This window comes from Pseudomonas spelaei (assembly GCF_009724245.1).
Lineage (GTDB): Bacteria > Pseudomonadota > Gammaproteobacteria > Pseudomonadales > Pseudomonadaceae > Aquipseudomonas > Aquipseudomonas spelaei.
The window spans coordinates 116,950-139,370 of sequence record NZ_WNNK01000014.1; the positions used below are offsets into that span (position 1 = coordinate 116,950).

Below are 22,421 nucleotides of genomic sequence, written 5' to 3' on the forward strand. Positions count from 1 at the left end.
CACAATTGAATTGAGCGCTATGTTTTTGCCTTCTTCTCTACTTCTTTTGAGGCGCTGCCATGAGCGACAACCTGCTGAGTATTCCTTGCACCACCATCAAGGGTGAGCAAAAGACCTTGGCCGATTTCTCTGGCAAGGCAATCCTGGTGGTCAACACCGCCAGCAAATGCGGCTTCACCCCACAGTACAAAGGCCTGGAGCAGCTCTGGCAGCAGTACAAGGACCAGGGCTTGGTGGTGCTGGGCTTTCCGTGCAACCAATTCGGCAAGCAGGAGCCAGGTAATGAGGGCGCTATCTCCGAATTTTGCGAGTTGAATTTCGGTGTCAGCTTCCCACTGTTCAAGAAGATTGATGTCAACGGCGACGCCGCGCACCCGTTGTTCGTGCAACTGAAAAAACAAGCGCCTGGGTTGCTGGGTTCCAAGGGCATCAAGTGGAACTTCACCAAATTTCTCATTGGTCGCGACGGTCAGGTGGTCAAGCGCTTTGCTCCCACCACCAAGCCCCAGGACCTGACGCAAGAGATTGAAGCACTGCTCAAATGACGGATTTGCCCATTGAGTCGCTGGCCCTCGACAACCAGTTGTGTTTCAAGCTGTATGCCGCGTCACGGGCGGTGACGCGTGCCTATAAGCCGATGCTTGATCGGTTGGGCCTGACCTACCCGCAGTACCTGGCGATGCTGGTGTTGTGGGAATGGCAGGATGTTGCGCCGACACAGCCGACGGTCAAGGCCCTGGGTGAGCGTTTGCTGCTCGACTCCGGCACGCTGACGCCGCTGCTCAAGCGCCTTGAGCAACTCGCCCTGGTCAAGCGTCAGCGTAGCCAGCAGGATGAGCGTGAGGTGCACTTGAGCCTATCCGAGAAGGGTAGGCGTCTGCGGGATCAGGTCCAGCCGCTCAAGGAACGGCTGTTGTGTGATACCGGCGTCGACCTGCACCAGGCGGATGCCTTGCGTCAGGGCCTGGATCAACTGCTCAAGCAGATTAAAGACTGGTCGTAGTCGGTACCCACAGGTCGAGCAGGGCTTTGAGCTCCTCCCGGCGAAAGGGTTTGGCCAGGTAGTCGTTCATCCCTGCGGCCCTGCAGCGTTCCCGTTCTTCGGACAGGGCGTTGGCCGTCAACGCGACGATCGGCAGTTCCGGCCAGCGCCCGCTGCGACGGATCTGTCGACTCGCCTCATAGCCATCCATGACGGGCATGTTGCAGTCCATCAACACCATATTGAAGTTTTGCTCTTCAAGCCGCTTGAGCGCTTCGCCGCCATGGGCGGCCACGATGACCTCGCATCCGAGTTTGCCGAGCATGCCCTTGGCGACCAGTTGATTGACCGGGTTGTCCTCCACCAGCAGGATGCGTGCGCGGTGGGCGACGGGGGCGGTTTCCAACTGGGCGAGATCAAGCACCAGTTCCGAGTCGGGGCGTAAGTTACGCTGCAGAATCTGGTACAGCGCAGTACGACTCAAAGGCCGCGCCTGCTGTTGCAGAGGTGCCAGGGCCGCCACTTCTTCGTTGGGCATGAAGCTGCCATAGGCGGTCACCAGCAGGATGGGCGCAGTAATGCCTGGGCGCAGGCGGAACAGGCACTCGGGGCAGTCGGTGATCAACAGGTCGGGATTTATCCCGCTCAAATCGTCGTCGATAGTGTAGCAACTCAGGGTCAGCCCCCAGCTTGGCAGCACGGTACTGAGCAACTCTGCCAAGCCGCTGCTGGCGCTGGTAATGACAACCACCTCGCCTGCCAGGGGTATCTGGCGCGCTGCGGGTGTATGGGCGGGCAGCGGCAAGTCGGCGGTGAACTGGCTGCCGAAGCCGGTTTCCGAGCTGATGCTCAGGCGACCGTGCATGGCCTCGCATAGGTTACGGGTCAGCGCCAGCCCCAGCCCGGTTCCGCCAAACTGGCGCGTGATACCTGCGCCTGCTTGGGTGAAGGGCTGGAAGATCTTGACTTGCGCGTCCTGGGCAATGCCGATCCCGGTGTCACAGACCTCGATCCGGACGCCACCGTTTTGCACGCGCAGGCGTACATCCACCCGGCCAAAGCGGGTGAACTTCAAGGCATTGGAGAGCAGGTTGCTGACGATTTGCCGCACCCGGGTTGGATCACCCAGTACTTGGGCGGGAAATTGCGGCTCGATCAGGCAGGTCAATTCGACACTGGGTGCGGCGTTTTGCGACAACAGGTTGGCCGTGTCTTCCACCAGCGCACCCAGGTCGAAGGGGATGCTCTCCAACTCCAGTTGCCCGGCATCGAACTTCGACAGGTCGAGAATATCGTTCAGCAACTCCACCAGTACTTTGCCGGAATCATGGGCAATTGAGAGTTGCTGGCGCTGCTCCGCATTCAGTGGACTGTCCAGAGACAAGGCGATCATGCCCAGAAGGCCATTGAGCGGTGTGCGGATTTCGTGGCTCATGTTGGCCAGGAACGCAGCCCGAGCCTGGGCCATGCCCAACGCCGTCATCTTCGCCGCTTCCAGTTCTTCATTGGAGTGGCTTAACCGTTGATTGATGGTCTTGAGCTCGGTGGTGCGGGCTGAAACGATGTTTTCCAGTTGACCGAGGTACTCGGTCAGGCGGTCCTCTGCTTGTCGGCGCTGCTGGATTTGGGTCTCCATGTTTTCGAACTGCTGGTTGGCGACGTTGACCAGCACACCGATTTCGTCGTGTTCATGACCCGCAGGGCAGTCCAGGTGGGTCTGCTGTGTTCCGCGAGGGTGACGCGTGCTCAGTTCGCGGATAATTCGTACCAGCGGCTGGGTCAGCATCACGTAGAACAAGCCGAGCAGGATGGCGGTCAGGATCAGGCTGCGGGCAAAACCGTTGAGCAGGGTTATCTCTGCTCGGTGCAGGAAACGGCTGCCAAAGGCGTAGGTGTCGACGTCAAGGCGCAAGACTCCGAGGGATTCGGTGGGCATATGGGTGAGATACAGCCGGTCTTCGAACTGGCGGTTGGCACCGAACAGAAAGTCGCTGATGGGGCGGTAGCTGCTCTCCTTGCGCGGACGATCAACGTCAGCCAACACGGTGCCGTTGTTGTCGATCAGTTGTGCATGGATGATGGCGGGGGAGTGCAGTAACCCTAGCGTCAACTCTTGGGCCAGTTCGGCGTCGATGTTGTAGGCGATGCGGGAAGCCGGGTTATGACTGATTTCAAGCAGCGAGCGTATTTCCCGGTTGATGGACGCGTCTTCGCTGGCATAATCGATCCAGATTTGGATCAGGCTGAGCAAGGTTCCCAATACGAAACCGACCAGCACAGTCAGTCTGGCTTGTTTATAAGACAAGCGGTGGGCGAACTTGATATCCATCGGGTGCTGAACCACTTTGCGTTTCCCTTCGCCCGGCAAGCATAGCTGAATATCCAAAGCTATCGGTTTTGCCCGGCATGAATCGATTTATTCGGGTGCAGCCCTGTACGGTCTGCCTCAGGGTTGCCAATACGCCATCTTTTACAAGAACTTGCCAGAGGAATAGTCGTGGATTCTCGATTGAATGCCTTTCTTGAGCGTGCCGATGCCGTGCTCGCTCGCTTGGAACCCTTGTTGCCTGCCCCACGCCAATCCATCGACTGGAACCAGTGCCTGGCTGCCCGTTGGCAGCGTGAAGGCCGCAGCGGCTTTTTATTGCCACTGGAAGTCAGCTTGGACATGCGTCTTTCCGATTTGATCGGTGTGGACAAACAACGTGAGCAGCTGGCTCGTAACACCCAACAGTTTCTCGATGGTCTACCCGCCAACCATGCCTTGCTCTGGGGCTCGCGAGGTACGGGTAAATCCTCCCTGGTACGCGCCTTGCTGGCTCAGCACGCCAAGGCCGGTCTACGCCTGATCGAGATCGAGCGCGATCACCTGGCCGACCTGCCGCGGGTGGTCGAACAACTGGCCAAGTTGCCACAGCGTTTTGTGCTGTTTTGCGATGACCTGTCCTTCGAGGCCGGTGAAAGCGATTATCGGGTCCTCAAGAGCGTTCTCGATGGCTCGCTGGAACAGGCACCGGAAAACGTCTTGCTGTATGCCACGTCTAACCGCCGCCATCTGGTTCCGGAAAATCAGAGCGACAATGAGAACTGGAAAAGGGTGGACGGTGAGTTGCATCCCAATGAGGCAGTGGAAGACAAGATCGCCTTGTCTGACCGTTTCGGTTTGTGGCTGTCGTTCTATCCGTTCAACCAGGAGCACTTTCTCGACGTGGTCGAACACTGGATCGGTGAACTGGCGAGCAAGGCCGGTTTGCAGTGGCAGCGTGACGAAGAGCTGGACATCCTCGCGGTGCGCTGGGCAACCGGGCGCGGTAACCGCAATGGCCGTTGTGCTTATCAGTTTGCCCGTTACTGGGTGGGCCTGAAGCTGTTGGAGCGTCAGTCATGATCGATTTGCAACAGGCCGGAACCGGTCTTGATGGCTACGCCATGCTCTGCGCTCAACTTGAGTCCTTGCTCGCCGATGAGCGTGACTTCATTGCCAATGCTGCGCAGTTTTCCGCTTTTCTGTTCAATCAACTGGACGATTTGAACTGGGCGGGGTTTTACCTCAATCGCGATGAGGAGCTGGTGCTCGGGCCTTTCCAGGGCCAGATCGCCTGCGTACGCATTCCGTTTGGACGTGGGGTGTGTGGTGCCGCGGCAGCCACACGGCAAACCCAGCGGGTGGAAGATGTGCATGCGTTCCCAGGGCATATTGCCTGTGACAGTGCATCGAATAGTGAGCTGGTGGTTCCCTTGGTCAAAGAGGGACGGCTGATCGGGGTGCTGGACTTGGACAGCCCTTCGTTGGCGCGGTTTACCTCACAGGATCAGGCCGGAATTGAACAGCTGGCGGCGATTTTCCTGCGCTTGACCGCGTGTTGATGGAGTGAAACCCGGTAGGAGCGAGCAACCTCGCTCCTGCAATTGACTGTTAATGATCTGCCAGGCTGGCCAGTTGCGTCTGCAACATCCTCTCCAGTTCAAGCATGGACTTTTCTGTGGTCTTGACACCCGCTTCAAGGGTTGTCGGGTTAGCGCCCAGGGCACAGACTTGTTCCAGTGCTTCACATTGTGTGGCCAGCGCATCGGCCTGGACTATGCGGGCAGCGCCCTTGATCTTGTGGGCCAGCTCAATGAGTTCCTGGGGGGAGCCTTGTCTTGCCAGCAAGGCCATGAGCTCCTGACGATCGTGGCGACTGCTGCTCAACAACTCTTCCAATAAGCGTCGACTCAACTGCGGATCGCCTCCTGTCAGGGCATCCAGGTTGCCGGGGTCGAAGAGTTGGCCAGTGGAGGTCTGCCCGATCTTCGCCAGCTCTCGCTCCAGTGCGGTGAGGCTGATGGGCTTGAACAGGCAGTCATTCATGCCGGCTTGCGCGCAGCGCTGTTTCTCTTCGGGTTGGGCATTGGCGGTGAAGCCAAGGACGATACAGGGAGTCATCTGTTCTCGTTGTTCGTACTCTCGAATTGAACGACTCAACTCGTAGCCATTCATGATGGGCATATTGCAGTCGGCAATCACCAGGTCGAAGTGTTCCTGACGCCATGCCTGGAAACCCGCTGCGCCATGGGCGGCAGCGGTGAACTGGTGACCGAGGAAGCCCAGTTGCTGGCACATGAGCAAGCGATTGGCCGGATGATCGTCCACCACCAGCACATTGAGCACCGGGGCGGGGGCCACTGGCACAGGCTTGTGTTCGTCAACGGCTTTTAAAGGTGCAAGACAGGTCATTTTCAGGGCGATATGGACCTGGGTTCCGACCATGGGAACACTGTTCAGGCTCAGTTGGCCGCCCATCATTGCGCACAGGCTGCGGCAAATCACCAGTCCCAGGCCCGCGCCGCTTCTGGCCAGGTGACCTGAGTTGTCTGCCTGGGCAAAGGGTTCGAATAGCCGTTGCTGATCGTCTCGACTGATCCCGATGCCCGTGTCCTCCACCACCAGTTTCATCTGGACCTGCTGCGGTAGCGCCGTGGCCTCCACATCGACCTTGACCTTCACCTGGCCGCGCTCGGTGAACTTGATGGCGTTGCTTACCAGATTGGAAAGTATCTGCTTGAAACGCAACGGATCGATCAGCACATCGGTGTCTTCGATATCGGGACTGAACTCCAACACCAAGCTGAGGGTTTTCTGTCGTGCGAGCCCGTCGAAGACGCGTACCACCGATTCGATCACTTCACGCAAATTGACGCGCTCCGGGGCCAGGCTCAATCGGCCGGACTCGATGCGTGCGATGTCGAGGATATCGCCGATCAACTCCAGGAGGTCCTTCGCTGAGTTGTAGGCCACCTCAATGGCTGGCCGATCCAGGTGGCCATGATCGGCACGCTTGAGGGTCAACTCAAGCATTCCGATCACCGCATTCATCGGTGTGCGGATTTCATGGCTCATGGTAGCGAGGAAGGTACTTTTCGCTCGATTGGCTTCATCGGCACGTTCCTTGGCGGCGCGAAGTTCATCGAAGAGCTGGCGCCGTTCGCTGATATCGATCCAGCCACCAATGATGCCCTGGACCTCGCCGGTGGAGTCGCGGTACGGAAGAATCCAGTGGTAGATCGTCAGTTTTTTTCCTTGGATATGCAGGGCACGATCAAGGATTAACGGATTGCCTTCAGCCACCACTCGCCGATAGTCGGCATGGTATTGCGCGGCCTCTATTTCAAGAGTCTGGCTCATCTGGATGACGCTTTTGCCAATCACGTCTTCGCGTTTGGCGTTGAAAACCTGCAGGTAACTGTCGTTGCAGGTCTGTAGCAAACCGTCGCGATCGCGCACGTAAATCGGGTGTGGTGTTTCATTGACCAGGGCCCGCATGAATTCGAACTGGTCGTTGAGGGCGCGCTCGGCCATTTGTCTGTGCTTGATCTGCCGGCGCATGTACGCGTTCCACGTCAAGGAGATCAATAGCAACAGCCCGGCACCCACGATGATCTGGCCAATCAAATTGTGATAGTTGCGCCAGTAGCTGTCGGAGGCGGCGGTGTAGCCGCGCCAGCGACTGTTGATAACTCCCAATTCATCCGGAGCGATGCTGAGCAGTGCCTTGTCGAGAATTGAGCTCAGTTCGGTGGCGCTACGTGACGTGGCCAGTGCAAAAGAGGCGGGCAGCGTGCCGATGCTGGAGGTGATCTGCAGTTTGTCCTGAAACATCAATGAGGAAAGAAAGTAGTTGGCGATCACCAGCGAATTCACTGCACCTTCCACTTGACCTTGCGCCAGCAATTCCGATGCCTTGAACGTATCGCTGGTTTCCACCAGTTGGATCTTCGGAAACTCCTCGCGAAGGCTCTTTGCCAGTGGATTGCCTTGGGTGATTGCCAGGCGCTTGCCTGCCATCTGCTCAAGGTTTAAGGGCGCGCCCGACTCCTTGCGCGTCAGCAGCACATAGGAGTTTTCCAGGTATGGGCGGCTGAAGTTCAGATGGGACTCTCGTTCGGCGCTGGGGGTAATCGCCCCGATGATGTCAGCCTTGTGGGTGTTGACCTGGTCGATCATGGCGCTGACGTCTCGAGTACGCTGAACGTCGAAGCGCAGGCCGGTGCGCAGCCGAATCAGTTCCAGAAGGTCGGCAGTGATGCCGCGGAATTTGCCGTCTGCGTCGAAGAAGGTCAGTGGTGCGAAGGTTTCGTTCACCACGACTTTTACCACAGGGTTTTCTTTCAGCCAGCGCTCTTCGCGCTGGGTCAGTTGCAGCTTGTGATCGGTCAGCAATATATCGCTGCCGGCGCTCCAGCGTTTGGCGATGCTGTCCCGTTCATGGGTGGACACGCTGACAAGCACCAGGTCGACAATGCTTCGGAGCACAGGCTGATCCCTGCGCAAGGCGAAGCTGAATCCGTAAGCTTCATGTTTGCCAAAATTGGCCATGCGAATATTTTTCAGGTAGCCCTTGTTGATCATGTAGTGGGTTGAAATGGTATCGCCGAGAAAGACATCGGCCTGGTCGAATGCAACGGCACTCAAGGCGTTTTGATAGGACGGATAGGCGCGGATGATTGCTTTTGGGTACAAGGCTTCCACTTCCTCCTGCGGGAGGTAATGGTAGACAAGACTGAGTCGCAGACCCGCAAGGCCCTCTCGAAGGCTACGGCTTTCTCCTTCGCGAGTGACCAATACCGGCTGGTCCACAGCGTAAGGGGTCGACAGAACCAGGTTGGGGTTTATGGCCTCAAAGCCATTGGAGGAGCCAAGAAGATCGATTTGTCCGGCTTCAAGAGCCTGGATAGCAGCCTCTCGGGTAGGGTAGCGCAGTATTTTGACCGGCAATGCCAGGGCTTTGGCCAGCAGGCCTGCGTAGTCGGCGGTCAACCCTTCATAGTCATGACCGCTGGAGGTGACATCGAAGGGTGGGTAGTCGGGTGCCGAGGTGCCGAGCACCAATTCGCGTTTGCCCTGCAGCCATTGACGCTGAGCCTTGTCCAGTTGGCTCTCCAGTTGGATGGAACCCGAGCGGCTCAGTAGCGTGTAATATTTCGGAGTGATTTGAGCGGCAGGTACGGGAGTGCTTAAGCACAAACCGGCACTCAATATAATTAGATAGTCCTTTAAACGCCTGGGCATCCGGTCTCTCACACTAGCGCGTTGCGTTTTGCCAGCTCGATAAGCTCTACCAAGGACTTGGCTTTCAGTTTTTGCATAAGTCGTTTCTTATAAGTGCTGACAGTCTTGTTGCTGAGGAACATGCCTTTGGCAATTTCCTTGTTTGTCCGGCCTTGTGCAAAAAGTTGCAAAACCATGAGTTCGCGATCATTCACGGCCTTGAAAAGTTCCAGCTCTTCGTTAATGCCGTTTTCTACGCCGTTGCCATTCAGTGCCTGACTTGGGAAGTAGTTGTAACCGGATAGAACGGCCCTGATGGCACTGAGCAGTTCACTTAAATCGCCTTCTTTACATACATAACCGTCTGCACCTGACCGCATGCAGCGTGTGGCGAAGAGTGCCGGGCATTGAGCCGTCAGGACTAACGTCTTTATCGGGGTACTCATCGAGTTGAACCGGCATAGCACCTCAAGGCCATCCAGTTTCGGAATGCTGATATCGAGAATTATCAGGTCCGGCAGGCACTCCCTGACCATTTGAATGGCATCGCAACCGTTATCGGTTTCTCCAACTACTTTATAACCTTCGTGCTCTAACAGCATTCGCAGTGCAAGTCGGATAACAGGGTGGTCGTCGATAATAAAAACTGAGTTCATGATCAAATCCCAAGCAAGCGTAAATAAAGCGGGCACATTAGCTCACATGGCGATGGAGGAGGATGAACTGAATGTGGAACAAGTATGAAACAGGAATTTTCCTACATGAAAAAAAGCATAGGATTACCTGTTGTTGGGGCTTTGTTGGTTGGTGTGTAAGAAAGTTATGCTCACGGATTTGAAATGTAAGCGGCAGATGTTGGGTGGTTTTGCTGTGCTGATTTTTCGTAGCGTTTGGGTGTTTAGTATCCTACGTTGTCAGGTAGTGTGTCCGCTTTCAGTTGTCATGGGCTCAGACTCGTAGAGGGACAATTTCCCATTGCCAAGTTTTGATTGGTGTATCAGCACTTGCAACTCATCATGGTTGAATGGTTTTGCCAAGTAGCCCAGTAGTGGGAAGTGACGTTGCAATGCCTGGGCTTTCAGGTTTTCCAGTTCTTTGGAGGGCAGGCCACTCAATAATATGGCAGCGTTTATGAAGCCTCTGCGGTGCGCTATTTCTATCAGCTCAAGCCCTGGCAGATCCGGCAAACATTGGTCACAGAGCAGAATGTCGAACGGTACTTCGGTGTGAACCATCAACCTGAGGGCCTGTTCGGCGTTTTCGGCGGGCGTCAACTGGTGATAGCCAGCGTTTCTCAGCAAACATTGGGTGGCCAGTAATTGAAAGGGGTGGTCCTCCACCAGCAGGATGCGTAGTTGTTTGAGCATGGGTTCGTCCATGGCTATGGGCATAGGCCCTGAAGTTGCTCCACCAAGGGGTGTATTAACAGCTTATGAATCAGAAGTTGGTTGGCCCATAAGATGCTGGACGTAGGAGTTGGTCGATAGGGTGGATAAGAGCGCGCGTGATTATTCATCGGGCGTTTGTAGATGTTCGATCAGGCTGCTCTGTTCTCTTCGTAGGGCGATTCTTTGAGCGGTTGAAAACCCTGGCTGGAAGGCGGCGAGCCAGGGTTTTCATCTAGCGCAGTGTTTTACTGAGGACTGGAACGTCCGGTCATTTCTCGCGCCATCTGCGTGGCGTAGCTATCGGTCATGCCGGCGATGAAGTCGATCATCCTTAGAAACGACGAGTGCAGCGGCCAGGCAGGATCAGGTGCGTTGTTACCCAGCAGGTCCAGGATGCGACGGTTCTTGAAGGACGGGGTGCGACCGCCATGCTGTTCCAGGGCGGCGCCACAGAAAGCATTCAAGAGAATTTCGAGGGTGGTGTAGGCGCCGATCTCATGCAGCGTCTTGCGTTTGTCCTGAAAGATCTTCTTGCGGGCCATGTCCTTGGCGTTCAGTACGCAACGCTTGGCGGGGCCATGCATATGCTCGACCAGGTCACCTGGCAAGGTGCCAGCCAAGAGTGCCTCTTGTTGTTCGACGAACGCTCGTGCTGCTGCGTTGGTCAGGTGCTCGATGGCCTTGCCTCGCAGAATGGCCAGCTTGCGGCGTCGGGAATCCAATGGGCCCAGTTGCCGATAGGTTTCCGGTAAGTCGTCGCCGACCAGATCCAGTAGCAGCGATTCGACTTCTGCGTACTCCAGCAGGTCCATTTCCAGGCCGTCTTCGAGGTCAATCAACGCGTAGCAGATATCGTCGGCTGCCTCCATCAGGTAAACCAGAGGATGCCGAGCCCAGCGTTGTTCTTCCAGTTGCGGCAGGCCGAGTTTATGGGCGATTTGCTCAAGGATCGGCAGCTCGCTCTGGTAACAGCCGAACTTGTGTTTCTTGTAACCCAGGGAGTCGGCGTGGCGCGCGGTCCAGGGGTACTTCAGGTACGTACCCAGGGTGGCGAAGGTGAGGCGGGTGCCGCCGTCGAACTGATGATATTCCAACTGCGTCAGGACCCTGAATCCCTGGGCATTCCCTTCGAAGTTGAGGAAATCATTGCGTTCAGCGCTGCTCATGTCATCCAGCCAGCCACGGCCTGAAGCCTGTTGGAACCAGTGGCGAATGGCGTCTTCACCGGAATGACCGAATGGTGGGTTGCCGATGTCATGGGCCAGGCAGGCCGATTGCACGACCATACCGAGGTCGCTCGGATCACACCAGTCGGGCAGCGCGCTGCGAATGGTTTCGCCCACGCGCATGCCCAGGGAGCGGCCGACACAGCTGACTTCCAGGGAGTGGGTCAGCCGGGTGTGGATATGGTCGTTGCTGGAGACCGGGTGTACCTGGGTCTTGCGGCCCAGGCGGCGAAACGCTCCGGAGAAGATGATGCGGTCATGGTCTTTGTGAAAAGGGCTGCGGCCCAGTTCTTCGGGGCTGTGCAGGGGTTTTCCAAGGCGTTCGCGGGTAAGCAGGGTGGGCCAATCCAAGGCGGGTACTCTCCGTGCGGTGAATGACGTGTCCCAGCTTCCCGGTTCGGCCTCGTGGGTGCAAGAAAAACTACAGGCCGGCAGCATCGATATCGATAAGCAGCAAACGCTGACCGTTATCGAAGAATTGCCCGGCAGTCAGGCAGTACTGATTGGTGGTGGCGTCGCGGTAGGTAGAGGACAGCGTCAGGCGACGCTCTTCCCAACCTTCTGCCAGCAAGTAATAAAAATACGGACGCCACGACCAGTTATGTCCCAGATAGCGGCTGTCGGCCTGCCAGGCGCCCTGGCGCCATTCGAAGTTGGGGGTCAGTTGGGTGCCGTGTCGATCACATTGATAAAAGCGCAGCAGCCAGGGAAAGGTGGGCAATTGGGGCAGGTGACTGAGAGGGGCCTGGGTCAGGGCCCAGGTTTGCAGGATGAGCATCAACTCGGCCAATTGCTGGCGCAGCACCATGATGCGCCCGCGTTCAGCCAGCTTCTGCCGCACGTACGCGGTACGCAGCTGGGCGAAGCGTGCAACGAAAGCATCGGCGGCGAACCAGTCCAATTGGGCTTGGGCAAACAGATAGCCCTGAACATAACGTGAGCCACATTCGAGGGCGAAGCTAAGCTGCGTCTCGGTTTCCACCCCTTCGGCAATGATCCAGCACCCGGTTTTTTCCGCCATTTGCGCCAGCGCCCGCACCACGTCGCTGCTGGGGCCACCACGGGCGGCGGCCTGGAACAGGCGCATGTCCAGCTTGAGGATATCCGGTTGCAAGGCCAGCACCCGGTCAAGCTGTGAATAGCCGGCACCAAAGTCGTCAATAGCGATTCGCACCCCGGCGTCGCGATAACGCTCCACCACGTCGGCCAGGCGTCGGCTGTCGCCGCCCAGTTCGGTGATTTCAAAGACGATGCGTCGCGGGTCAACGCCATGCGCCTGTAATTGCTTCAGGCTGGGCAGTGCTTGGCCCGGGCGCAGACGGGTGATCCAGCGCGGCGAGATATTCAGGCTCAGGAACCAGTCTTGGGGAGCCTCATGCAGGCGACTTAAGGCGTTGTCGCGGATCTGTCGGTCCAGACGACGCAGCGCCACCGCCGGGCTGCGCGGATCAGCAAACAACGGGCCCACCGAACGCAGTTGGCCGTCGGCCTGGCACAGACGCCCCAAGGCTTCAACGCCGGCGATGCGGCCGGTGGCGGTGTCAATGAATGGCTGGAAGCAGGCAAGCGGTTGCCCATCGATCACAGAACCTCCTTGAAAACCGGAAAAGGGCTGGGCACAAAAAAGGCCCGACCCCTTGAGAGGGGCCGGGCCTGATCCGTTAGCAAGAATACGGCCAGTGTGGCCTCAACCTTTGCGCGCAGCGCCTTGCATGGCCAGTTTGATCAGCGGTATCAGGCCCGCACCGAGCCGCACGAGGCGAGTCAGGGTGCCAATGCTGCCGCCCTTGGCGCCTTTGCCGGTGAGAAAGCCCAGCAGTGTCACCACACCCACGCCCCACAGGGGCGCATGCTTGATACCGAAGCCGTCCTGCCAGCTCTGGCCCAGGTTGCGGACCTTTTGCAGGGGTGCCAACAGTTGCTGGGACTCATGGCGAATTTCCTGGCGGTGCATCTCCATGCGCAAGCGGATCAGTGCCTTGCGCATTTCCCGCCGGGAGGCGGTTTGCGGAATTTCAGTCAGGCTCATGGCAACAGGCGCTCCCGGTCGTTGGCCAGCTCTTCGAGGGTGGCGTGGAAAGGCGTGGACTCATCGAAGATGGCGGCCTTCAAGCGCAATCCACAAAATGCGGCTGCCAGCACATAGAAGACGCACAGGCTGATGATCCCGGCCAGGCGATAGGTGTCCCAGACCAGAATCATCACCAGCGCCGACAAGCCCACCAACAACAGCAAGGCAAACACCAGGGCCAGGCCTGCGAACAACAAGAGGCTGACCGTGCGGGCTTTCTGTTCCTGCAACTCGATGCCAAACAGCTCGACATGGCTGTGGAGCAAACCCAGGACAGCGGCACCCAGGCGCCGCGAAGTAGAACTTGGGCCCGTGGACGAGCCGGATTCGCCGATAGACATGATTAGCGCCTTGTGGCCAGCAGGCCGATCAGAAAGCCCACGCCGGCGGCAATACCGACGGACTGCCAAGGGTTGGCCTGCACATAGTCTTCGGTCGCCGTGACCGCCGCCTTGCCACGTTCACGCAGCGAGTCTTCGGTCAGTTGCAGTGTTTCACGGGCCTTGAGCAGGCTCTCATGGATTTTCGAGCGCAATTCGTCAGCCTGGTCACCGGCGAGTACGGCCGTGTCATCCAACAGTTTTTCGGTATCGCTGACCAGGGTTTGAAAGTCCTCCATCAGTATTTCTTGAGCAGTCTTTGCTGTTTTGCTGGCCATGGGTATCTCCGTGAGTGGCTGTCTGATGTTTTCGAGTCACCGGCATCGGTGAAGGTTCATTGCAATTGTCTGGTACAGCTTTTGCTTTGCCTTGGTGCGCAAGCCTTTGGGTTTGCGCTGAATTTGGGCGGTAAGGCCTTGGACCTCCAAAAACCTTACCTTAAATAACTAAAACTCGCGGAAAAACCCTGCCGGGAATTGCCTCCTTCATTGAACGTTGCGCTAAAGCGGTTCACGCCCTCCCAGAAGGTCGGTAGCATCGGTGCTAATTTAGTGCGCGAACGTAGGCCATGAACCGCTTTGGTGCTTTTTCCTGAATGTGCAGGCCTGCCAACTTCCATGGAAAATTTGCAAAGTGCAGTGGACACGCTGGTCCACAGCTCCAACACCCTGTTTATTCTGATCGGCGCAGTCATGGTTTTGGCCATGCATGCCGGCTTCGCGTTTCTTGAAGTCGGCACTGTACGGCAGAAGAATCAGGTCAATGCCCTGTCGAAAATCCTCAGTGACTTCGCCATCTCGACCCTGGCCTATTTCTTTATAGGCTATTGGATCTCATATGGGGTCAGCTTCATGCAACCGGCGGCGGTCATCAGCGCGGATCACGGTTATGGCCTGGTGAAGTTCTTTTTCCTGCTGACATTCGCGGCTGCTATCCCGGCGATCATTTCCGGCGGCATTGCCGAGCGTGCACGTTTTGCGCCGCAACTCTGTGCTACCGCGTTGATCGTGGCGTTCATCTACCCGTTTTTCGAAGGCATGGTGTGGAACGGCAACTACGGTTTGCAAGCCTGGCTGCTCGCCACCTTCGGCGCCAGCTTTCATGACTTTGCAGGCTCGGTGGTGGTGCATGCCATGGGTGGCTGGCTGGCGCTGGCGGCAGTGCTGTTGCTGGGGCCGCGCCAGGGTCGTTATCGGGAAGGGCGCCTGGTGGCGTTTGCGCCGTCGAGCATTCCGTTCCTGGCATTGGGCTCGTGGATCCTGATTGTCGGTTGGTTTGGCTTTAACGTCATGAGTGCACAAACCTTGTCCGGGATGAGCGGCCTGGTAGCGGTCAACTCGTTGATGGCGATGGTCGGCGGCACCGTGGCGGCGTTGGTGATCGGGCGCAATGACCCGGGTTTTCTGCACAATGGTCCGCTCGCTGGGCTGGTGGCGATCTGCGCGGGTTCCGACTTGATGCATCCGGTCGGTGCGCTGGTAACGGGTGCAGTGGCGGGCGGCCTGTTCGTCTGGTGCTTTATTGCGGCCCAGGATCGCTGGAAAATCGATGACGTGCTGGGTGTCTGGCCGCTTCATGGCCTGTGCGGTGTGTGGGGCGGGATTGCTTGCGGGATTTTCGGTCAGACGGCGCTGGGTGGATTGGGTGGCGTCAGTTTGATCAGCCAATTGATCGGTACCGCGTTGGGCGTGGTCGTTGCCCTGGCGGGTGGGTTTCTGGTGTATGGGGTGATCAAACGCGTTTATGGCCTGCGCTTGAGTCAGGAGGAGGAGTATTACGGCGCGGACTTGTCGATCCACAAGATTGGGGCGGTCAGTCAGGATTGATTGGTGTCGCTGGCTCGACGATGGTTTTCCCCAGGCCTAGAATGGACGCCTATTCCTTTTAGGGTTCGTTTGCCATGCCTCCTGAATGCCAGTTGTTCGGCACCCTGGGCTGCCATCTTTGTGAACTTGCGGAAGCTGAAGTCATGCCGTTGGTCGAACATGGGCTGCTGGTGGAGTTGGTGGACATCGCCGATTCCGAGGCCCTGTTCGAAGCCTACAGCCTGCGTATTCCGGTACTGCGCCGGGTGGATACGGGGGAAGAGCTGGGCTGGCCTTTCGATACCGAGCAGGTCGTAGCCTTCCTGCTCTAGCACTAATCCAATGGCGGGTTCCCGATTATTCGGTTACTGTATGTTTGTACAGCGATTGAGTGAGAGGGAACGCCCGTGGTGAATGTCGAACAACTGAAAAGCAGCGTCAATCGTATGTCCGCCGACGTCGTGCGCGATGCGGTGAACGAGCTGCGCCTCGATGGCCTGGTCACGGAAGGCAAGACGCCCTTTAATAAAGTGCATTTCAATACCTGCTTTGCCGAGATCGAGGCGTTGTTCCAGCGCGCCGGGTATCACAAGCAACTGGATGTGGTGGGGTATCAGGGGCTGCTTTATGCCTTGTATGACCCGGGCCGCTGGGAGGCGGTGGATGTGCTGCGTTGGCTCAAGGAGTTTACCGAGGCGGCCAGTGCGTCACCGGTGTTGCGGGCGGAATTGGCCAAGGCTTGAGATCTCTTCTAGGCCTGATCCAGCGACATGCGGGATAATGCCTGCTTGTATTTTCAGGCTTTGAGCATGCCCATGTCCGCACCCGGTTTTTCCGCGTCCCAGCACCAAGCCAGCACCTTGTATTTGCCGCCCGGCACCTGGGCGACAGTGCTGGACTGTCTGTGCGAGCATTTTCGCGCCATCAGCCGTGAGCAATGGCTGGACCGTATCGCCCGTGGCCGCGTGCTTGATGTAAACGGTGCGCCCATTCGCCTGGACCTGGCCTACAAGGAAGGCCTGTGCATTTATTATTTTCGCGAAGTGCCGAACGAAAAATCGATCCCGGTCCAGGAAACGATCCTGTATGCCGATGAGCATCTGGTGGTGGCGGACAAGCCGCACTTTCTGCCGGTGACCCCGGCCGGCGAGTATGTGGAGCAGACCTTGTTGCGACGGCTGATCCGCCGCCTGGATAACCCGTCGCTGGTGCCGCTGCATCGCATTGATCGCCACACGGCGGGGTTGGTCCTGTTTTCGGCGAATCCGCAAAGTCGCTCGGCGTATCAACAGCTGTTTCCGACCCGTCAGATCGACAAGATCTATGAAGCCATCGCGCCAGCATTGCCGGGACTGGCTTTTCCGTTAGTGCACAAAAGCCGGCTGGTTGATGGCGAGCCGTTCTTTCGCATGCAGGAAGGTCCCGGCGCGAGCAACACCGAAACGGCGGTTGAGGTGCGGGAGAAAAATGGCGACTTGTGGCGCTACGGGTTGTTCCCGGTCACCGGCAAGAAGCACCAGTTGCGGGTTCATATGACGGCGCTGGGGGCCAGTATCTGCAACGATCCGTTCTACCCTGATGTGATCAAGGATGCCGAGGATGACTATGCCAATCCCCTCAAACTCCTGGCCCAGGGCGTGCGCTTTATTGACCCGGTGAGCGGGCTGGAGCGCACCTTCAAGAGTGAGATTTCCCTCGATTGGTAACCCCCGAAAACAACAAGGCCCGCACATGGCGGGCCCTGTTTGCAAGCGTAAGGCTTACAGGTCTTTAACGGTGCGAACCTGATCCTTGTTGATACGGGTCTGCTTGCCGTCAAGTTGTTCGAACTCGTAGAAGCCCGAAGCCTTGTCGAATTTAGGGGTGTCGACGGCCTGGATTTCGCGACCGTCATTCAGGGTGATCACTGTTGGCGAGGCGCAACCGGCAAGGGTAGCGAGGCCCAGTGCAAGCATGAGAGCGGCGATGGTCCGTTGAGTCATGAGTTTGTCTCCAGGAAAATACTTTTTTGAGTGCTGACCTTGTGACGTATACAACGCCCGCAAAGTTCCTTGTTCAAGGTTCATTCTGACACGCTGGGCGGGCGGTGCAACAACTCTGGTGTATTGAGGTTGGCCAGGCGCGGGTCGTTGGCCGGGCAGTCCAATGCCTTTGCCCCCAACGCCAGCATGATCTGGCGCGGGCTGCGTTCGCCAGCCTGCCAGGCACGCTCGATGTCGTCGCGCAAGCCGGTCGGGATGACACAAAGCAAGGGTTCCCAGAAGTCACCGTGGCGCACCATCAAGGGTTGTTGTGGGTTGCGTTGCGCAGCTTCACGCAGATCGACCAGCAGTTGCTCATCAATGTGCGGCACATCGCATGGCAAGACCAGCAGGTGCGGATGGCGAGCGACTGCCAATCCGGCCCGGATACCGGCCAAGGGGCCCGGGAAGTCGGGGCTGTCGTCGCCAATCAACTGATCAGCGTAAGGCGCGTACCGTGGCTGATTACGGTTGCACGAGATGATCAGATCATCGGTCAGGGGACGCACGAGATGGTGCAGGTGGGCGATCAGCGGCTGCCCGTGCCAGTCGAGCAAGCCTTTATCCTGCCCCCCCATGCGCTGGCCACGACCGCCCGCCAGCAGCAGGATCGAACAGGGCAGAAGGGAAGGATTCAGTGGCATGACAGCTCCGCAGCGGCAGTGAAACAGGGGCCTGTGATATAACATCAGGCTGTTCCTACGACAACCGGACCGAGCCATGAAAGCCAAGGCTGATGCGCCTTTCGTACCCCTGAATATCGCTGTATTGACCGTCAGCGACACCCGCACCCTGGAAACCGATACCTCGGGCCAGGTCTTCGTCGACCGCCTGGTCGCCGCTGGCCACCTGCTGGCTGAGCGGGTACTGCTTAAAGATGATCTGTACAAAATCCGCGCACAAGTGGCGCACTGGATTGCCGAAGATGTGGTGCAAGTGGTGTTGATCACCGGCGGCACCGGTTTCACCGGTCGAGACAGTACGCCGGAAGCCGTCAGCTGTCTGTTGGACAAACAGGTCGACGGCTTTGGCGAGCTGTTCCGGCAAATCTCCGTGGCCGATATCGGCACCTCCACCGTGCAATCCCGTGCCCTGGCCGGCTTGGCCAATGGCACCCTGGTGTGCTGCCTGCCAGGTTCCACCAATGCGGTGCGCACTGGTTGGGACGGGATCCTCGCCGAGCAACTGGATAGCCGTCATCGTCCGTGTAACTTTGTCCCGCACCTGAAGCAGGTCGCGCCCTGTGAATCCCGTGGATAAGCCGGGCAAGACGGGCGTATTGATGCCCGTGGAGCAAGCGCTCGAGCGTCTGCTGGCGATGGCCGATGGAACACCCATCCGTGAGCAGGAGCGCCTGCCGCTGGCCGAGTGCGACGGTCGCGTGCTGGCCCAGGCGCTGATTTCGACCCTTGATCTGCCGCCCTGGCCTAATAGCGCCATGGACGGCTACGCGTTGCGTGTGGCGGATTGGAACGGCGAGCCCCTGGTGGTGAGCCAGCGTATTTTCGCCGGCCAAGCGCCGCAGCCATTGGTGCCCGGAACCTGCGCGCGAATCTTCACCGGCGCCCCGGTACCTGAAGGTGCCGACTGCGTGGAAATGCAGGAAAACGCCGAGGTGCAGGCTGATCAACGTGTGGGCTTTACCGAAGCCCTGCAGGTTGGGCAAAACATCCGCCCCCAGGGCCAGGAAACCACCGTCGGCGATCAAGTGCTGTCGGCCGGAACACGCCTGGGGCCAATCGAGTTGGGGCTTGCGGCCTCTTTGGGGCGCGATCGCCTGGAGGTGGTGCGACGCCCTCGGGTGGCCGTGCTGTCCACCGGTGATGAGTTGATCGAGCCCGGCTTGCCGCTGGGCCCCGGGCAAATTTACAACAGTAACCGCCGAGTGTTGTGCAGTTGGCTGACGCGCTTGGGCTGCGAAGTGGTTGATGGCGGTATCTTGCCGGATGACCTCGAACAAACCCGCACACGCCTGGGAGCGTTGGTGTCGGTCGACCTGATTCTCTCCACGGGTGGTGTATCGGTCGGCGAGGCCGACTTTCTCGGCATCGCCTTGCGCGAAGAGGGCGAACTGGCATTGTGGAAGCTGGCTATCAAGCCCGGCAAGCCGCTGACCTTTGGCCATTTCCGTGGGGTGCCCGTGATCGGTTTGCCGGGCAATCCGGCCTCTACGCTGGTGACGTTCGCCTTGCTGGCACGCCCCTACCTGTTACGTCGCCTGGGGGTTGAGGACGTGCAACCGTTGAGTGTCGAGGTGCCGGTGGGGTTCACCTGGGCTGTGGCGGGCAATCGTCGCGAGTACTTGCGCGGGCGCCTGGAGCAGGGACGCGCGGTGATCTACCGCAACCAGAGCTCCGGGGTCTTGCGCAGTGCGGCCTGGGCCGAAGGCCTGGTGGAGGTGCTTGAGGGCACGACGTTGGTCGAGGGTGATCGGGTCAACTTCATTCCGTTGAGCGAGGTGCTGAACTAATTCTTCAACCCGATGGCTTTTTTTCCATCGCTCAAGGTCCACATCCCTCAGGACCCTTTGAACGACAGGAGCTTCATCCCATGAGCAAGCCCAAGGCGCTGCTGATTCTGCACGGCAAGCAAGCCCTCAACGAGCAGGTGCGTTCGGCGGTGCAAAGCAAACGTGAGCAAGGTTGGGCGTTGGCCGTGCGCGTGACGTGGGAGGGCGGCGATGCTCGGCGCCTGGTCGACGAGGCATTGGCGGCCGGCTACACCCGGTTGATCGCTGGCGGCGGCGACGGCACGCTGCGGGATGTCGCCGAAGCCATGGCCCAGGCCAAAACGGATGCCAGCCTGGTGCTGATGCCTTTGGGCACCGCCAATGACTTTGCCCGGGCGGCCGGTGTGCCATTGGAGCCTGAGCGCGCCCTGGACTTACTCGAGGTGCCGGCCCGTGCCATTGACCTGGGCGAGGTGGGGGGGCAGATATTCCTCAACATGGCCACCGGTGGTTTTGGCAGTCAGGTCACCGCCAATACCTCCGAAGACTTGAAGAAGGTCCTTGGCGGCGCCGCCTACCTGTTTACCGGACTCTCGCGTTTCAGCGAGTTGCATGCCGCCTACGGCGAGTTGCAGGGGCCGGATTTTCATTGGCGTGGCGAGTTGCTGGCCCTGGGGATCGGCAACGGTCGTCAGGCAGGTGGTGGGCATGTGTTGTGTCCTGGGGCCATGGCGGACGATGGGTTGCTGGATATCAGCATTCTACCGGCACCGCAGGAAGTGGTCGGCACCCTGCGGGACTTGATGACTGATGGCTGGGGCCTGGACAACCTGTTTGTCCGCGCGCGCTTGCCCTGGGTGGAAATCAAAGTCGCCGAAGGACTGTACATCAACCTCGATGGCGAGCCGATCAAGGGCGACGACCTGCGGTTCTCGGCACTACCCCGGGCCCTGAAGGTCCACCTGCCGGCGGGCTCGCCGTTGCTGGTCAATCATCCAGGCTGATGATCTGCTCGCGCACGGCAAACAGCACCAGGCCGGCCACGTCGAAAATCTGCAGGCGCTTCATGATTTGCGAGCGATGGGCTTCCACGGTCTTGATGCTCAAGCCCAGGCCGCTGGCGATTTCCCGGGTGGACTTGCCGCGCACGATCAGGCGCAGTATTTCCAGCTGACGTGCCGTCAGGTTATGGCTGTGGCGTGCGGGGGAGGCGAGACCGTGGTTACGGATCAGCGCCTGGTTGATCACGGTGTGGGCAATGGCCGGGCTCAGGTAGCGCTCGTTATTGCGCAAGGCTTGCAGTGCGTGCTCCAGCTCATTGGCGGTGGTGTCCTTGAGCAGGTAGCCATGGGCACCGGATTCCAGGGCCCGCATGATCAATTCCGGATCAGTGTGCATCGATAGAATCAGCACTTTGCTTTTGGGGTAGGCGCGCTTGAGCTGTTGCAAGGCGTCGAGCCCACCGGTGTGCTTCATCGACAGGTCCAGCAGCACGATGTCGGGTTGCAGGGCATCGAATTGTGCCAGCACCTGGTTGCCATCGTTGGCTTCGCCGATCACCGCGTAGCCAGGAATATCCAGGACCAGCGCACGCACGCCAGCCCTGATCAATGCGTGGTCATCCACCAGGAGTAAGTTACAGGTCACTCTAGAACCTTATGGGAACTGGCCCGTTCGAGGGCGCGGGGCGCCCAGGGGAAAAGAGCCTCGATCCGTGTCCCTTTGCCTGGCTGGCTATTGATGGACAACGTGCCTCCCAGTTGATCGATTCGCTCGGACATACCGGCCATGCCCCGTTGCCCTTCCAGGCCTGGGTTGATGGCGGGCGAGAACCCCAGGCCGTCATCGCAGATATTCAGCGACAGACCCTGCGGCAGGCGTTGCAGGCGCACCAGCAGATTGCGTGCCTGGGCATGGCGTAGCATGTTGGTGACCGCCTCCTGAGTGATGCGAAAAGCGGCCACGGCCATCTCTTCCGGAATGCCGCTCAGCCGCTGTTGGCATTCCAGGCTCCAGTTCACCTTGGTGTTTTCCAGGGTTTTGAGCAGGTGAGCCCTGAGACTGGCTTCCAGGCCCAGGCTGGCCAGTTGCCGGGGATTGAGAATGGCCGATACATCGCGCACCTTGGCCAGGGTTTCGTTCAAGGTGCTGCACAGCACCGAACACTGGTCTTGCAGCTCTTCGGGCAGGCGGCGCTTGAGCCATTCACTTTGCAGCTTGGCAGCCGTCAGCAGTTGGCCGATGTCGTCGTGCAACTCGCGGCTCAAACGATGGCGCTCGTTTTCCTGGACCTGCAGCAGGCGGTCGGCCAACTCCTGGGGCTGAAACTTGATGGACTTGCGGGCGCGCCAGTGTTGCAGGGCGATCGCAACGAGGGTAGCCAGGTTCAATACCAGCAGCGTCAGGGGCAATCGAGCCGAGTGCGCATAGATCCACAGGCTGGCCAAGGCTGTGCAAAGGCACAGGGCGAGGGTCAGCCAGCGCCCATTGCGACGGGACACGGACCTTGCGATGAGTGACTTGAGGCTGGCGTACATAGCGGATGGAGCCAATGAATGTTCACTGCGGGTA

Annotated in this window: 24 protein-coding genes; 11 read left to right on the forward strand and 13 right to left on the reverse strand. The window is 58.6% G+C overall.

Annotated elements, in window-relative coordinates:
- Positions 1–59 precede the first annotated feature (59 nt).
- Both GNF76_RS17420 and GNF76_RS17425 read left to right on the forward strand, forming a co-directional pair.
- Entirely contained in the window at positions 60–545 is a 486-nt protein-coding gene (locus GNF76_RS17420; RefSeq protein ID WP_155584363.1) for a glutathione peroxidase, read from the forward strand.
- Entirely contained in the window at positions 542–1,003 is a 462-nt protein-coding gene (locus GNF76_RS17425) for a MarR family winged helix-turn-helix transcriptional regulator (protein WP_155584364.1), read from the forward strand. The genes GNF76_RS17420 and GNF76_RS17425 overlap by 4 nt, the downstream gene beginning before the upstream one ends.
- On the opposite strand, the gene GNF76_RS17430 is transcribed toward GNF76_RS17425, so the two are convergent.
- Positions 987–3,311, reverse strand: coding sequence for a hybrid sensor histidine kinase/response regulator (locus GNF76_RS17430; RefSeq protein WP_155584365.1), 2,325 nt, complete (start codon positions 3,309–3,311; stop codon positions 987–989). The two genes, GNF76_RS17425 and GNF76_RS17430, sit on opposite strands and share 17 nt — an antisense overlap.
- Before the next feature lie 168 nt (positions 3,312–3,479).
- On the opposite strand from GNF76_RS17430, the gene GNF76_RS17435 reads away from it, so the two are divergent.
- Both GNF76_RS17435 and GNF76_RS17440 read left to right on the forward strand, forming a co-directional pair.
- Positions 3,480–4,370, forward strand: a complete 891-nt coding sequence (locus GNF76_RS17435; RefSeq protein WP_178123388.1) for a DUF815 domain-containing protein — start codon at positions 3,480–3,482, stop codon at positions 4,368–4,370.
- On the forward strand, positions 4,367–4,849 hold the full coding sequence (locus GNF76_RS17440) for a GAF domain-containing protein (RefSeq protein WP_155584366.1): 483 nt from the start codon (positions 4,367–4,369) through the stop codon (positions 4,847–4,849). The genes GNF76_RS17435 and GNF76_RS17440 overlap by 4 nt, the downstream gene beginning before the upstream one ends.
- Before the next feature lie 49 nt (positions 4,850–4,898).
- On the opposite strand, the gene GNF76_RS17445 is transcribed toward GNF76_RS17440, so the two are convergent.
- The 8 genes from GNF76_RS17445 to GNF76_RS17480 form a co-directional block, all read right to left on the reverse strand.
- Positions 4,899–8,531, reverse strand: a complete 3,633-nt coding sequence (locus GNF76_RS17445) for a transporter substrate-binding domain-containing protein (protein WP_155584367.1) — start codon at positions 8,529–8,531, stop codon at positions 4,899–4,901.
- A gap of 8 nt (positions 8,532–8,539) precedes the next feature.
- The gene (locus GNF76_RS17450) at positions 8,540–9,166 is read right to left on the reverse strand and encodes a response regulator transcription factor (protein WP_155584368.1); all 627 of its coding nucleotides are present in this window, start codon (positions 9,164–9,166) and stop codon (positions 8,540–8,542) included.
- A gap of 258 nt (positions 9,167–9,424) precedes the next feature.
- Positions 9,425–9,877, reverse strand: coding sequence for a response regulator (locus GNF76_RS17455; protein ID WP_155584369.1), 453 nt, complete (start codon positions 9,875–9,877; stop codon positions 9,425–9,427).
- A gap of 266 nt (positions 9,878–10,143) precedes the next feature.
- Positions 10,144–11,475 carry a deoxyguanosinetriphosphate triphosphohydrolase gene (locus GNF76_RS17460; RefSeq protein WP_155584370.1) on the reverse strand — a complete coding sequence of 444 codons (1,332 nt, stop codon included), beginning with the start codon at positions 11,473–11,475 and terminating at the stop codon, positions 10,144–10,146.
- 70 nt (positions 11,476–11,545) lie between these two features.
- Positions 11,546–12,709 (reverse strand): EAL domain-containing protein, encoded by a 1,164-nt coding sequence (locus GNF76_RS17465; protein WP_178123389.1) that lies wholly within the window; start codon positions 12,707–12,709, stop codon positions 11,546–11,548.
- A gap of 102 nt (positions 12,710–12,811) precedes the next feature.
- Entirely contained in the window at positions 12,812–13,153 is a 342-nt protein-coding gene (locus tag GNF76_RS17470) for a hypothetical protein (RefSeq protein WP_155584371.1), read from the reverse strand.
- Positions 13,150–13,536 carry a phage holin family protein gene (locus tag GNF76_RS17475; protein ID WP_155584372.1) on the reverse strand — a complete coding sequence of 129 codons (387 nt, stop codon included), beginning with the start codon at positions 13,534–13,536 and terminating at the stop codon, positions 13,150–13,152. Before GNF76_RS17475 ends, GNF76_RS17470 begins: the two co-directional genes overlap by 4 nt.
- Positions 13,537–13,538: 2 nt before the next feature.
- Positions 13,539–13,853, reverse strand: coding sequence for an ElaB/YgaM/YqjD family protein (locus GNF76_RS17480; protein WP_154745646.1), 315 nt, complete (start codon positions 13,851–13,853; stop codon positions 13,539–13,541).
- 339 nt (positions 13,854–14,192) lie between these two features.
- Between GNF76_RS17480 and GNF76_RS17485 the strand changes: the two genes are divergently transcribed.
- The 4 genes from GNF76_RS17485 (at position 14,193) to GNF76_RS17500 (ending at position 17,086) form a co-directional block, all read left to right on the forward strand.
- Positions 14,193–15,401, forward strand: coding sequence for an ammonium transporter (locus GNF76_RS17485; protein WP_155584373.1), 1,209 nt, complete (start codon positions 14,193–14,195; stop codon positions 15,399–15,401).
- A 74-nt stretch (positions 15,402–15,475) separates the two neighbouring features.
- Positions 15,476–15,712: a glutaredoxin family protein gene (locus GNF76_RS17490; protein ID WP_155584374.1), complete on the forward strand. Its 237-nt coding sequence runs from the start codon at positions 15,476–15,478 to the stop codon at positions 15,710–15,712.
- A 75-nt stretch (positions 15,713–15,787) separates the two neighbouring features.
- Entirely contained in the window at positions 15,788–16,123 is a 336-nt protein-coding gene (locus GNF76_RS17495; protein ID WP_003209087.1) for a hypothetical protein, read from the forward strand.
- Positions 16,124–16,195: 72 nt separating this feature from the next.
- Positions 16,196–17,086 carry a pseudouridine synthase gene (locus GNF76_RS17500; RefSeq protein ID WP_155584410.1) on the forward strand — a complete coding sequence of 297 codons (891 nt, stop codon included), beginning with the start codon at positions 16,196–16,198 and terminating at the stop codon, positions 17,084–17,086.
- A 54-nt stretch (positions 17,087–17,140) separates the two neighbouring features.
- On the opposite strand, the gene GNF76_RS17505 is transcribed toward GNF76_RS17500, so the two are convergent.
- Positions 17,141–17,362: a YgdI/YgdR family lipoprotein gene (locus tag GNF76_RS17505; protein WP_065901933.1), complete on the reverse strand. Its 222-nt coding sequence runs from the start codon at positions 17,360–17,362 to the stop codon at positions 17,141–17,143.
- 80 nt (positions 17,363–17,442) lie between these two features.
- Positions 17,443–18,045, reverse strand: coding sequence for a molybdenum cofactor guanylyltransferase MobA (gene mobA / locus GNF76_RS17510; protein WP_155584375.1), 603 nt, complete (start codon positions 18,043–18,045; stop codon positions 17,443–17,445).
- 76 nt (positions 18,046–18,121) lie between these two features.
- On the opposite strand from mobA, the gene moaB reads away from it, so the two are divergent.
- The 3 genes from moaB to yegS all read left to right on the forward strand — a co-directional run bounded on the left by moaB (position 18,122) and on the right by yegS (position 20,854).
- Positions 18,122–18,661 (forward strand): molybdenum cofactor biosynthesis protein B, encoded by a 540-nt coding sequence (moaB, locus tag GNF76_RS17515; RefSeq protein WP_155584376.1) that lies wholly within the window; start codon positions 18,122–18,124, stop codon positions 18,659–18,661.
- Between the two features lie 22 nt (positions 18,662–18,683).
- Complete coding sequence (locus GNF76_RS17520) at positions 18,684–19,871, forward strand: molybdopterin molybdotransferase MoeA (protein WP_155584411.1); 1,188 nt, start codon at positions 18,684–18,686, stop codon at positions 19,869–19,871.
- An 80-nt stretch (positions 19,872–19,951) separates the two neighbouring features.
- Positions 19,952–20,854, forward strand: coding sequence for a lipid kinase YegS (gene yegS, locus GNF76_RS17525; protein ID WP_155584377.1), 903 nt, complete (start codon positions 19,952–19,954; stop codon positions 20,852–20,854).
- On the opposite strand, the gene GNF76_RS17530 is transcribed toward yegS, so the two are convergent.
- Together GNF76_RS17530 and GNF76_RS17535 are read right to left on the reverse strand one after the other, a co-directional pair.
- A complete protein-coding gene (locus tag GNF76_RS17530) occupies positions 20,838–21,497 on the reverse strand; it encodes a response regulator (RefSeq protein WP_178123390.1) in 660 nt (219 codons plus the stop codon). The genes yegS and GNF76_RS17530 overlap by 17 nt on opposite strands.
- On the reverse strand, positions 21,494–22,387 hold the full coding sequence (locus tag GNF76_RS17535) for a sensor histidine kinase (protein ID WP_155584413.1): 894 nt from the start codon (positions 22,385–22,387) through the stop codon (positions 21,494–21,496). Before GNF76_RS17535 ends, GNF76_RS17530 begins: the two co-directional genes overlap by 4 nt.
- Positions 22,388–22,421 lie beyond the last annotated feature (34 nt).